General features: G+C 70.0%; 8 protein-coding genes. 5 read left to right on the plus strand and 3 right to left on the minus strand.

All coding sequences use genetic code 11. The features are described from left to right. Positions 1-572: 572 nt before the first annotated feature. Together BJY14_RS24260 and BJY14_RS45530 are read right to left on the minus strand one after the other, a co-directional pair. Positions 573-3,032 carry a VIT domain-containing protein gene (locus BJY14_RS24260; protein WP_179845734.1) on the minus strand — a complete coding sequence of 820 codons (2,460 nt, stop codon included), beginning with the start codon at positions 3,030-3,032 and terminating at the stop codon, positions 573-575. Further along, on the minus strand, positions 3,029-3,820 hold the full coding sequence (locus BJY14_RS45530) for a MerR family transcriptional regulator (RefSeq protein ID WP_179845735.1): 792 nt from the start codon (positions 3,818-3,820) through the stop codon (positions 3,029-3,031). The genes BJY14_RS24260 and BJY14_RS45530 overlap by 4 nt, the downstream gene beginning before the upstream one ends. A 563-nt stretch (positions 3,821-4,383) precedes the next feature. Between BJY14_RS45530 and BJY14_RS24270 the strand changes: the two genes are divergently transcribed. Both BJY14_RS24270 and BJY14_RS24275 read left to right on the plus strand, forming a co-directional pair. Next, positions 4,384-6,096 (plus strand): hypothetical protein, encoded by a 1,713-nt coding sequence (locus BJY14_RS24270; protein ID WP_179845736.1) that lies wholly within the window; start codon positions 4,384-4,386, stop codon positions 6,094-6,096. Between the two features lie 238 nt (positions 6,097-6,334). Further along, positions 6,335-7,492: a C40 family peptidase gene (locus BJY14_RS24275; RefSeq protein ID WP_246396068.1), complete on the plus strand. Its 1,158-nt coding sequence runs from the start codon at positions 6,335-6,337 to the stop codon at positions 7,490-7,492. Between the two features lie 143 nt (positions 7,493-7,635). On the opposite strand, the gene BJY14_RS24280 is transcribed toward BJY14_RS24275, so the two are convergent. Continuing rightward, positions 7,636-8,127, minus strand: a complete 492-nt coding sequence (locus BJY14_RS24280; RefSeq protein ID WP_179845738.1) for an inorganic diphosphatase — start codon at positions 8,125-8,127, stop codon at positions 7,636-7,638. 137 nt (positions 8,128-8,264) lie between these two features. Between BJY14_RS24280 and dacB the strand changes: the two genes are divergently transcribed. The 3 genes from dacB (at position 8,265) to tilS (ending at position 11,995) form a co-directional block, all read left to right on the plus strand. Further along, positions 8,265-9,665 carry a D-alanyl-D-alanine carboxypeptidase/D-alanyl-D-alanine endopeptidase gene (gene dacB, locus BJY14_RS24285; protein ID WP_312879380.1) on the plus strand — a complete coding sequence of 467 codons (1,401 nt, stop codon included), beginning with the start codon at positions 8,265-8,267 and terminating at the stop codon, positions 9,663-9,665. 140 nt (positions 9,666-9,805) lie between these two features. Continuing rightward, the gene (locus BJY14_RS24290; RefSeq protein WP_179849591.1) at positions 9,806-10,915 is read left to right on the plus strand and encodes an Rv3626c family coenzyme F420 biosynthesis-associated protein; all 1,110 of its coding nucleotides are present in this window, start codon (positions 9,806-9,808) and stop codon (positions 10,913-10,915) included. A gap of 81 nt (positions 10,916-10,996) precedes the next feature. After that, entirely contained in the window at positions 10,997-11,995 is a 999-nt protein-coding gene (tilS, locus tag BJY14_RS24295; protein WP_179845739.1) for a tRNA lysidine(34) synthetase TilS, read from the plus strand. Positions 11,996-12,023 lie beyond the last annotated feature (28 nt).

Below are 12,023 nucleotides of genomic sequence, written 5' to 3' on the forward strand. Positions count from 1 at the left end.
CTTTCTCGCGCCACCGCGGCCCGCATCTTTTTCGCACCACCTCGGACCGCATCCTTCTCCCGCGCCCTTGGCCCGCAGGCGGACTCCTGTTTCCCCCCGGCGCCCTACCTGCGATCGGCCCCCACTACTTCTCGCCTTCTCGGTCTAGGTCGTGGTCGGCGCGACATGGATCAGGGCGGGGGCCTCGCTGGTCCGGTCGAGGGCGATGCGGGTGCCGTCCTTGGAGTGCGTGGTGTCCATGAGTCCCCCAACTGCCGGGCCACGCTTCTGCCAATGCGGTGCGGGAGGGGACCCCCTCGTGCTCCGGGCCCGTCCGCCCATGCTGGGGTTCTCTGCCGTTGGTGCATGCCTTTTTGGTGGTCGCGAGGGGCTTCTCGGCCATCGGAGGAGCTCTTGCTCGCGCCCGGTGGGCTCTGGTTTCTGGCAGGTGCGGGCGGCCGTCGCCGCCTGTCGGGAGCGCCTGTGTCTGACGTTGCCGACATTTGGGACTCCAGAACGCTTTGTTGCATGGCGCCAGAGGGAGCGCGTGGAGTGGCGGGGGCGTCCCGTCTTGGGGACGCCCCCGCCTTGGGCTAGTTGGAGCGTTTCCAGAAGGGGCGGCGGGGTGGGGCCTCGCCGGTGAAGGCGGCGAGGACCTGGAGCGCCTGGGTCCACTGGTCGCTGACGGTGGGCTGGTCGGCGGTGGGTCGGAGGCGGTGCAGGTCGTCGCGCAGGTCGGCGAGGACCTTGGTGTCCAGGGAGAGGGTCTGCATTCGCTGGACGATCGACTCCAGGATGGGGAGGAGTTCGCTCAGCAGGTGCTGGATGCGCTCTTCTCGTGTATCGGGGACCTGGCGGAGGCGGCCCAGGACGTTGGCCAGTTCCTGCTGGAACCCGGCGAGGGGCGAAGGCGCGGGGCGGGACGAGGGCGCGGGGCCTGCCGGCCGGCGGGCGCGGCCGAGGGGGCGGCCTGCGGGACGGGCCGAGGCCGGAGGGGGTGCGCCGTAACCGGGAGGGGCGCCTTGCGGCATCGGGGGTGGGCCGGAGGGGGCGGCCGGCATCGGTGCAGGGGGCATGGGGGCCGAACGTGCCGGCGGGGCCGACCTCTGCAGGTCCATATCCATGTCCAAGTCCTCGTCCATGTCCATGGCGAAGGCCGCCGGGGACACCTGCCGTTCGGCCATCGGCGCGGCGCCTGCCCAGCCTCGGGGCGTCTCCACCGGCTGGACGACCTTGTGGGGCGTCCCGCCCTCGGTCGCGACCCGGCTGTCCACCGCTACGAACGCCGTGAAGCGGCACAGGACGCCGAACCGGAGGGAGGTCGAGATGATGCGCTGTTCCAGGTCGCCGGGGCCGCCGACCGTGTAGCGGTCCTCTAGGTCGCGCAGGTGCGCGCGGGCCCAGATGGATCGGGTGGCCGGGTCCTTGGTGACGATGCCGGTGGCGCGCTGCTCCCAGGCCGTGCCGTCGGATGCCGTCCCCCGGACGGTCAGGGTGCCGGACGGCGCGCCTCGGAAGCGGCCCGCGATCTGGAGCGGTACGCCGGGGAACAGGGCGCCCGGCCGGGTGGGCGCCACGGTGTCGGGGACGATCTCCAGCCCGTCGGCGTGCAGGGCGAGGCCGGTGGCCAGCGGGGCGGCGATCCGGTGGTGGATGTGCTCCATCGCCTCGTCGAGGCGGTCTTCGGACTCCACCAGTTCGCAACGGCCCCCGCCGATCGCGGCGAGGCGGTTCAGGAAGCCGGCGTTGACGGCCTGGTCGATGCCGACCGTGTGCACGCGGACGCCGTGCAGCCGCGGTTCGAGGTGGGCGAGGAGGTGGTCCTCGTTGCCCACCTGGCCGTCGGTGATGAGGACGAGGACCCGGTCGCGGGTGGGGTCGGTGAGCAGGCGGCAGCCCTCGTCGAGCGGGGCGAGCATCTCGGTGCCGCCCCGCGCGCCCAGCGCCGCGAGGTGCTCGACGGCGCGGAACCGGTTGCGGTCGGTGCCGTCGGCCAGTCCGGAGCCGAGGTCGCGCGGGCGCTCGATGACGTTGTCGAAGGACAGGACGGCGAACCGGTCTTCGGCGCGGAAGGTGTCGACGATGCGCGCGGCGGCGCGGCGGGCGGCGACCATCTTCCAGCCGTACATGCTGCCGGAACGGTCGAGGACGAGCACCACGTCGCGCGGGCGGGGCCTCGCTTCTCCCGACGGCAGGACGGTGAGGCTGAACGTCCCCTCCTCGCCGGACTCGTCCGGGACGAGGGCGAGGGCCGCGCTTTCGTGGGGGGCGAAGTCGAGGCGGAGGATGAAGTCGCGGTCGAGGCGCTCGCCCGGTTGCAGGCGCACGGTGGTCCGCTCGCCGTCGCCCTCCTCGGCGACCACATGCAGCGCCGACCGGATCTGGGTGAGCGGAAGCCCGGACGGATCGATGTCGACGGTGACGGCCAGCCGAACCGGGTTGGGGAAGCCGGGCAGCAGGACGGGCGGGCTGATCCGGGACGCGTCCGGCACGGCGTTGGTGTCGTCGGCCACCCCGGAGCCTGCGCGCTCGCCGTCGAGCGGGGCGCCGGGGATGTAGCGGGGGGCGACGACGAGCGGAAAGCGGAACGTCGCGCTGGACGCCGACTCGTGCGGCAGCAGCTGGTCGAGGGAGAGCCTGATCGTGATCCGCTCGCCCGGCAGGATGTTGCCCACCCGCATGGTGAACACGTCCGGGCGGTCCTCTTCCGCGATGGCCGCGCGTTGACCCGCTGCGATGGCGGTGTCGTAGTCCTGCCGCGCCTGCCCGCGCTCTTTCAGCCTCCCTTCGATGACCCTGTCAGCGGCTTCCATGCGCAGTGCGGTGACGGCGGCGCGGTCGGGCAGGGGAAAGACGTAGGTGGCCTCCAGCGGCACGTCGAACGGGTTTCGGAAGCCCTGGACGACCTCGATGCCAGCGGCGAGGCCGGTGATGGACGCGTGCACGTCCACGGAGTCGAGCGGCAGGTTTCCCCTGTCGGTGCTGAGCGCGCCGAGCCCGTGGTCGGGTACCGGTGGCGCGGTCTCGGGTAGTGGCAGGATGCGCACGGTCACTGAATCCTCCGAGGTGGGGCGGCGGGCTGGAAGTCGGGGCTTTCGGCGGGGGTGTCCACGCGGGCGAGCAGGCCGCGGCGGCGCAGTTCGTCGAGCAGTGGACGAGCGGCCGCCTCGATGGCGGCGAGGTCGTCGCCGTTCAGGTTCGGGACCTCAAGGAGCACGGTGAGGCCGGGAGCGAGCCGGACGCCCTGGACGATCGCGGGACGGTCTTCGCCATAGCCGCTGGCATCGACGTTCTGGTGGAACGACACATCGGGTCGCGTGCTCCAGAAGCTCCCTCTCTCGCTGCCCTCCGCACCTTTGGGGGCCGTTGGAGGCCCGCCTTGGCTCTCTGGGCTTGCGGGGGAGTGGCCGTGGGGAGCCTGCTCGGCGTCCCGAGTGGCCTGAGGGCTCGAGCCAGGGGCCCCGGTTGTTCGGCCGTGTGGAGCGCCAGGGGCCGGCAGGCCGCCTGAACGGGTGCCCGGCGGGCCGGGGAGGGCGGCGATGCGGGCGAGGTCCGCGTCGGTCGCGGCGGCGAGCTCGATCTGGATCTCGGAGATGGAGCGGCCCGAGGCCTGGCGCCGCTTCACCGCGACGAGTTGGAGGAGATGGCGGGGCCCGTACAGCGCGGTTCGGCCGCGGCGGCCGAGGGGCGGGTCGATGAGGCCGATGGTGGTGTACCAGCGGATCAGCCGCTCGTTGGGCAGGTCGCGCACCCGGCCGCTGACCTGCGCGGACCCGTCCGCCGCGAGAGCCGCGCCGGCACGGTCCGCCAGTTCGGCGATCGTCCAGGTGTCATCGTCCATGTGGTCGATGATGACACTGTCACGATGACAGTGTCAACTTCTTTCAGGTCGAAGGGCGCTCCCGTCCTGAGCCCCCTGGTCCCCGCGTGGGTATGTGGAGCGCGGGCCGCAGGGGAGCGTCGCCGCTGACCGGCTGATGGCGGGCGCCATGGCCGAATGCCGCCTTGGGCTATGGGGTGCCTGCCTGTGAACGAAGTCGTCGTCGAATTGCCCTTTGAAGCGTCATGGTGACGGTATTCGCTGTCCGGGTGACCGTTTGGTTAGGCCTCTGTGGCCCTCGCGGGAAGTGCGACCTCCCCGAACATGGAATGGTTATCGCCGACTGTCAGTCCGAAATTCCCGCTATATCACTCTTGGTAGTCACTTGATCGCTCAACGGGGCGGCGCGCTGGTCATGTGAACACGGTGAACCTTGCAGTATTACGGTCGAAGCGCCCCAAAGTCCATTAAGTGTGACACAGTCCAAAAAGACCTAATTGAGAGGTAACGATGATGTTCGGTGTCGGAGTGTGATCCCTTGAATTTGCTGGTAAAGAGCGTCGGCAGCCTTTACCTTTTCTGGCATGAGCGACCATCTTCTGGTGGAGACGCTGCGCGAGCGCGACCCCGGCGCCCCGGCCGCGGTCTACGACGCCCATGCCGAGAAGCTCTACGCGTACTGCTGGTTTCAGCTGCGGGGGCGCGACGCGGCGCAGGTCGCCCTGCGTGACACCTTCATCGTGGCCGAGGCGCACATCGGCAAGCTGCGCGAGCCCGACCGGTTCGAGCCATGGCTCTACGCCATCGCCCGGCTGGAGTGCGCCCGCCGCATGCCGCCCAGGCACCTCGTGCCGGACGTGCCGGTCGCCAGCCACGACCAGGAGGACGTCGACCAGCGCATCACGGCGTGGCAGGCCGTGCTGGGGTTGCCGCCCCTCTCCCGGGAGCTCCTGGAACTGCACGTCAGGCGCCGGTTGTCGGTTCCCGACCTCGCCGCCGTGTTCGGGTTGTCGCCGAGGGACGCGCAAACGGCGCTCGACTGCGCGCACGGCGAGCTCGAAGCGGCGCTGACCGCGGAGATGCTCGCGAACAAGGGGCCCTACGGTTGCCCTGAGCGTGCTCACCTGCTGCGTGAGCGGCAGGGCGATTTCACCCACGACCTCAGCAAGCGGCTGGTGGGGCACGCGCGAGAGTGTTCCGCCTGCGGAAGCCTCCGTCCCAGAAGCGTGTCGGCCGCCAAGGTGTACGGGCTGCTGCCCGACGCGGTACCCGCGCCAGAGACGCGGCTCAGAGTGATGAGTTGCTTCCTGGATCCCGAACTCGTTGGCTACAGGCTCTTCGTGGCCACTCGCGTCACGGAGTTCAGGTCCGATGGATTTCCCGTCCAGAGCGCCTCCGGACGCCCCGGGCGGGCAGCCCGTCAGAGCCGGCGCTGGAGGTTCACCCGCCCGCGTAAGGCGGCTAGGGAGGAAAGGGGAGCAGCCAAGCTCTACGCACAGGTCGTTCGTGCTTCTGCCGCGCTCGTGGTTGTGGCGCTTCTGTCAGCGTCCGGGGTCGCCTCCATGTACGTCGTCGGTGCCCAGCGTGAGGACAAGGACGAGCAGGCCGGCCCCCGTCCGACGGCCGTACCCGGCATCTCTCAGAGGCCTGGGCCCGTGCGGAAGTCGCCTGTTCCTCCGCAGGCGCCCGGTGCCCTTAACGCCCTTCCCATGGCCACGTTCCCGCTGGGCGCACAGATCTCGTCCGCGCCGCTGCCCGCTCTCTTAGACACGCCCTCGATGCTTGCCTTCTCTGATGGGGCCGCGATGTCTGTGGCCGCGGGCGTGCTGACGGTCTCCCCCCTCTTCCTGGACCTGGCAGGAGGATCAGACGGCTCCATAGAGTTAAAGGCAGAGGGCGGGCCAGTGACCTGGCAGGCGAAGGGCCAAGACTCCCTCAAAGTCAGTCCGTCCTCCGGAAGCCTTGGCCCTGGGCAGAGCGTGACCGTCCATGTTCACGTCTCGCGGCAGCGAGAGCCCTACGGAGGAACCACGCTCACGTTCCGGCCAGGTGGGACTCAGGTCCACGTCACATGGCGTTCCGATACGGCCGCTCCTACCGCGCCGCCTGAAGCGCACCGGCCAGCTAGTCCTGCGCAGGGGAGCACTGCGTCGAGCCCATCCGGCCCACCACGGGCCGACGGGGATCCTGCTTACTCGTCGCCTGTCCCTGCGGCGACCCCACTTCCGTCGCAGGCGCCCACACCGCCCCCCTCTGGCACCGCGCCGTCCGGCGCCAGTCCGACGCTCAGCGCCTGACACCCGGCGCCTGGCGCGCGACTGTTCGCCCACCTTCATCGCGTGGCGTTTGTACCTGCCATTTCCCGAGTCAACTACGCTTCGTAGCTGATCATTTGCGCTAGGTAGGACCGCGGGCGGGGAGGACGTGATCATGGCACCTGGCGCACCTGAGCTACGTCGCCGTCGCGTGACCCCGTCTCCCGCCAGTAGCAGGGCGCTGCGGCTGGTCGCTCTCACCTCTGGCGTCGCGATCGGCATGAGCGTTCTGGTGCCGGGTGCGTCCGCCCGCCCGTCGGACCCTCCCGGCCCCAGCGCGAAGGACGTCGAACGCAGCGAACGCGACGTCAGGGAGCGGGCGGCCGAAGTCGGGCGGACGAAGGCCATGCTCGCCCAGGCGGACGGCGAACTCGACAGGCTCGCCATCGCCGCAGAGGCCGCCGTGGAGCGCTACAACGGTGAACTGGTGCAGCTGCGGCGGGCGCAAGAGGCGTACAGGGACATTCAAGGAAGGCTTGCCGAGGCGAACCGGAGAGTGGAGGCGGCCCGAGCCGAGTTGGCGTCGTTCGCCGCGCAGGTCTACCGGGACAACACCGGCTACGACCCGATGTCCTCGGCCGTCGCGGGTGAAGGCGGGCCTCAGGGGTTCATGGACCGCGCCGGCATGGTCAAGATGCTCGCCGAACGCCGAGCCGCCATGTTCCGCCGGGTCGAAGCCTCGAAGACGGTCGCGGACGTGTTCCGCCGCCAGGCGAAGACCGCACTGGACGAGCAAGACGCAGCGACGAGGCGAGCCGACGAGGCCAAAGGGCTCGCGCAAGGCGCCGTGGCCACCCAACAAGCAGCCGTCCAGCGCATCGAAACTGACAAGCGCCATCTAGAACGCAAGCTTGGCAAAGCCCAGGCGAGGGCTGCGGAGGTCAAGCGCGCGCGGGAACGTGCGCTGGAGAGGGCGCAGACGCGCAAGTTCCGTTCGGATTTCCCCGTCCCGAAGGAGGTGCCGCCTGACGCACGCGGTGCCATCGCGGTCGAGGCGGCGCTCAAGTGGCTCGGAACGCCCTACTCCTGGGGCGGGGGCGACATGGAGGGGCCGACATACGGCATCGCTCAGGGCGCAGGGACGGTCGGCTTCGACTGCTCAGGCCTGACCATGTACGCGTGGAACAAGGCGGGTGTGCGGCTAGACCATTGGACGGGCACGCAGTGGACGTCCGGACCGCACATCCCCATCAGCAAGCTGCGCCCGGGTGACTTGGTCTTCTTCGCGACCAATCGGTCCGACCCGGCCACGATCCACCACGTCGGCCTCTACCTCAGTGACGGCCGCATGGTGGAGGCGCCCTACACCGGTGCGCACGTGCGTATTGCGAGCATCCACCGACAGGACCTGATCGGTGCCACCCGTCCTGCGGGCTGAAAGAAGTCGTCGTAGAAAGCGAGAACCCTTCTGTAGGAGTCCTACAGAAGGGTTCCCCACGAGTGTCGCGTGGGCGGCGGGGAGCGGGTCGGCGCCGTCTGCGACTCCGAACGGCCCGGCCGGCCGCACGGGCCGGGGACGACTCAGTGGCCGCCCTGGTCGGAGGCGCGCTTGAAGGAACGCTCGATCTCCTGCTCGGCCTCCACGCGTCCCACCCAACTGGCGCCCTCGACGGACTTTCCGGGCTCCAGGTCTTTGTAGACCTCGAAGAAGTGCTGTATCTCCAGCCGGTCGAACTCGGCGACGTGGTGTATGTCGCGCAGGTGCTCCATGCGGGGGTCGGTGGCGGGGACGCACAGGACCTTGTCGTCGCCGCCGGCCTCGTCGGTCATGCGGAACATGCCCACGGCGCGGCAGCGGATGAGGCAGCCGGGGAAGGTCGGCTCCTGGAGCAGGACCAGGGCGTCCAGGGGGTCGCCGTCCTCGCCGAGGGTGTCCTCGACGAACCCGTAGTCGGCCGGGTACTGCGTGGAGGTGAAGAGCATGCGGTCGAGCCGGATGCGGCCGGTCTCGTGGTCCACCTCGTACTTGTTCCGCTGGCCCTTGGGGATCTCAATCGTGACGTCGAAATCCAAGATTTCCTCCGCTCCCTGCGCGCTCGCAGTGAATAGTCTTTCGGGAGCCTGTGGGCGAGGCCGGCACCACAGGTGAGTGTTCCCCTGTATAAGGATGTCGCACGTTGGTGAGTGCTGAGTGGGAGAGGGGCGGTCACGTGCCTGGACGGGGCCGGGCCCTCGCAGTCCTGTCGCTGTCCCTCCTTAACGTTTTCGCCGTCGCCGCGGGTCTGGCAGTGGTGAAACTCACACCGGACCGGCGCCTGTCGCCGCAACCGCCCAGCGTGGCGGCGCGCGACCTGGTGCGGATCGCGCCGTCGTCCGCCGCGATCCCCGCCGCCGATCCCGGGTCGGGCCGTCCGCCCGACCCGTCCGCCCTGGCGGGACGGCTCTCCGCGCTGATCGGGGGACCGCAGGCGAAGATCAACGCGGTGGTCGTCGACGCGGAGTCCCGGCGGCCGCTGTACGAGCTGCGCGCCGGGCAGCCCGCCACCCCGGCCTCGACGACGAAGCTGGCGACGTCGGTGGCGGCGCTGGCCTCGGCCGGCCCGGCCCACCGGATCACCACCCGGGTCGTGCGCGGCACGGGCGACGGGATCATTCTGGTCGGAGGCGGGGATCCTACCTTGACGGCGCTCCCACCGCGCCCTGGAGCCGGCCACCCGCCCTATGCGTCGCTTACCGACCTGGCCCGCCAGACGGCTGCTGCCTTGAAGGCTTCCGGTACGGGCCAGGTGCGTGTGGACTACGACGCGTCCGCCTATCAGGGTCCCCGTACGGCTGCGGGCTGGAAACCCAACTATCTCCCCGACGGCGAACTGGCGCCTGTCAGTGCCTTGACCGTCGACGAGGGACGGGTGGCGCCGTCTGACCCGTCCAGGAGGACAAGGGTCTCGGACCCTCCTTCCGCGGCGGCAAGGGAGTTCGCGCGTCTGTTGGCCAAGAACGGGGTCAGTGCCAGGGCCGGGCGTTCGACGGTCGCGCAGAAGGAGGCCGTGCAACTCGGTGCCGTCCAGTCGCCCCCGCTGTCCGCGCTCGTGGAGCATTTGCTGACCGACAGCGACAACGACGTGGCCGAGGCGGTGGCCCGCCAGGTGGCCATCAAACTGGGGCGTCCCGCCACGTTCGCCGATGCCGCGCAGGCCGTCCGACAGGTTCTCGCCGGGCTGGGTGTGGCCGAGGGGGTCTCGGTCAACGATGGCAGTGGATTGTCGCCGCTCAACCGCATCTCGCCTATCGCGCTCGCCCGTATCGTCTCGCTCGCTGCGGGCGGGGACCATCCGAAGCTGCGCCCGGTCATCACCGGTCTGCCGATCGCAGGTTTCTCCGGGACGTTGAGCGCGCCCCGCTACACCGTCGCGGCCAGCCAGGGGGGTGCGGGAATGGTGCGAGCCAAGACCGGCACCTTGGCGGGAGTCAGCACCCTGGCCGGACTCGCCTACGACGCGGACGGACGTCTGCTCGCCTTCGCGTTCATGGCGGGGGACGGCAAGGGACCGGTCGACCCCGGCAAGCTCGACCAGCTCGCGGCAGCGGTGGCCACCTGCGGATGCGGCTGATCTGAGGCCCGACACCCGACCCGCGGCGCGGGTGTGGGGGAGGCCGTACGGGAGATAACCAAAGCGGTTGTTCGTTGAACGACCATGCAGGGCGCTCCGGCGCCGCGTTCCGAACGTACGGTGGTGACATGAGCGCCTCAATGATCGACTGGAACCTGGCGGTCCAGGCCGGCACCCGGCTCGTCAGGCCCGGGCCGCAGGTCACCCATGCCGAGGCCCGTGAGGTCGTGAAGGAGCTGCGCGCCCTGTCGAAGATCGCCCATGGGCACGTGCGGGACTTCACCGGCATGGCGTCCGAGCTCGATCCGGACCCTGCGACTGTCGTGGACAGGCCTGGCTGGATCCGTGCCAACGTGGACGGTTTCCGGGTCGTGCTGGAGCCGCTCATGGAGCAGATGTCCGAACGGAGCAACGGCGGCCCCCTCGGTGGAGCGGGCAACGTTGTCGTCCAGGCGGTCGGTTCGCGCGTCACGGGCATGCAGGTCGGCGCGATTCTGGCGTATATGGCGAGCCGTGTTCTGGGCCAGTACGAGCTGTTCCTGCCTCCGGACCCGTCCGGGCGTGCGCCGACAGGGCGGCTGACTCTGGTCGCGCCCAACATCGTCCATGTGGAGCAGGAGCTCGGTGTGGAGTCGCGTGACTTCCGCCTCTGGGTCTGCTTGCACGAGGAGACGCACCGGGCCCAGTTCACGGGAGTCCCCTGGCTGCGCGAGTACGTCCAGGACCAGATGACCAAGTTCCTCCTCGCGTCCGACCTCGACCCCGGCATGATGCTGGACCGCATCCGGGACGCTGCCGAGGCCGTCGCCGACGCCGTGCGCGGCGGTGACTCCAACCTCATCGACGCGATCCAGACGCCGGAGCAGCGGGAGATCCTCGACCGCCTCACCGCCGTGATGACGCTCGTCGAAGGACACGGCGACTACGTCATGGACGCGGTGGGCCCCGAGGTCGTGCCGTCCGTCCAGCAGATCCGGTCGCGTTTCCAAGGGCGGCGCTCTGGCGGTTCCAAGCTCGACAAGACGATCCGGCGCCTGCTCGGCATCGACCTGAAGATGAAGCAGTACGCGGAGGGGTCGCGGTTCGTGCGGAGGGTCGTCACGGAGGCCGGCATGAGCGGCTTCAACCAGGTCTGGCAGTCGCCGGAGACGCTCCCGACCCATGACGAGATCAAGGAGCCCAGCCTGTGGATGAGCAGGGTCGTCGGCACACGCGCCATCGACGCCCCGCCCAAGGCCAGCGAGGCCTGAGCCGTAGCGCGCTTGAGCCGGTACCTGCCTTGGCGTGACCTGCCTTGGGCGAACGGCACCGTGTGGTGGTAGACGTTTGCCATGGGCCCTGATCCGGCTGTGGCGGCGGTACGTCTTGCTGTGCGCCGGGTGCTCGCCGGCCTGCCGCAGGGGGGAGTGGTGCTGGCAGCGTGCAGCGGGGGCGCCGATTCGCTGGCGCTGGCTGGGGCGTTGGCCTTCGAAGCGCCCAGGGCAGGGCGTTCGGCCGGAGGCATCACTATCGACCATGGCTTGCAAGACGGCTCGGACCAGCGTGCTGACGCGGTGGTCCGGACAATGGTCGACCTCGGTCTCGACCCAGCTGGTTCCATCGCGGTGACCGTCGACGGGGCCGGCGGCCCCGAGAACGCAGCCCGCGACGCTCGATACGCGGCCCTTGACGGTGCCGCCCATCAAATGGGGGCGACCGCCGTCCTGCTTGGGCACACGCAAGACGACCAGGCCGAAACCGTCCTGCTAGGGCTGGCGCGTGGTTCCGGGGCCCGCTCGTTGTCTGGCATGCCCGCCTCTTTCAGGCGCTCCGAAGGCGTCAGGTACTTGAGGCCCTTGCTGGAGCTGGATCGCGTCACTACGCGCCGCGCCTGCAAGGCCATGGGGCTGGACCCCTGGGACGACCCCCACAACATCGACCCCGCCTACGCGCGCGTGCGCGTCCGGCACGAGGCCCTTCCCGCCCTGGAGAAGGCCCTTGGCCCGGGAGTGGCCCAAGCGCTGGCACGGACGGCCAGGATGCTGCGCGACGACGCCGACGCCCTCGACGAGATGGCTTCCCGCGCCTACTCCGACCTGGAGACCTCCGAAGACGGCTGCAACGTTGCCGTCCGCCTGGATGGGCTCGAAGGGCTGCCCAGAGCCGTCCGTACGAGGGTGCTGCGGATGGCGGCGGTAAAGGCCGGCAGCCCACCGGGTACGCTCGCGGCGGTCCATATCGATGCAGTGGATCGGCTGGTCACGGCCTGGCACGGCCAGCGGCACGTGGATCTGCCAGGGGGGCTGCGCGCCTTCCGGAGGTCTGGGAAGCTGCTGTTCGGCCCGGTTTGACGTCGCGGCGTGTGCGGATCGTCACGTG

It is taken from the genome of Actinomadura luteofluorescens, assembly GCF_013409365.1.
Lineage (GTDB): Bacteria > Actinomycetota > Actinomycetes > Streptosporangiales > Streptosporangiaceae > Spirillospora > Spirillospora luteofluorescens.

Bases quoted from the DNA above. Each gene is read 5' to 3' on its own strand.
- BJY14_RS45530 (WP_179845735.1), bottom strand. From the start codon at position 3,820: ATGGACGATGACACCTGGACGATCGCCGAACTGGCGGACCGTGCCGGC.
- BJY14_RS24270 (WP_179845736.1), top strand. From the start codon at position 4,384: ATGAGCGACCATCTTCTGGTGGAGACGCTGCGCGAGCGCGACCCCGGC.
- BJY14_RS24275 (WP_246396068.1), top strand. From the start codon at position 6,335: ATGAGCGTTCTGGTGCCGGGTGCGTCCGCCCGCCCGTCGGACCCTCCC.
- BJY14_RS24290 (WP_179849591.1), top strand. From the start codon at position 9,806: ATGATCGACTGGAACCTGGCGGTCCAGGCCGGCACCCGGCTCGTCAGG.
- tilS (WP_179845739.1), top strand. From the start codon at position 10,997: ATGGGCCCTGATCCGGCTGTGGCGGCGGTACGTCTTGCTGTGCGCCGG.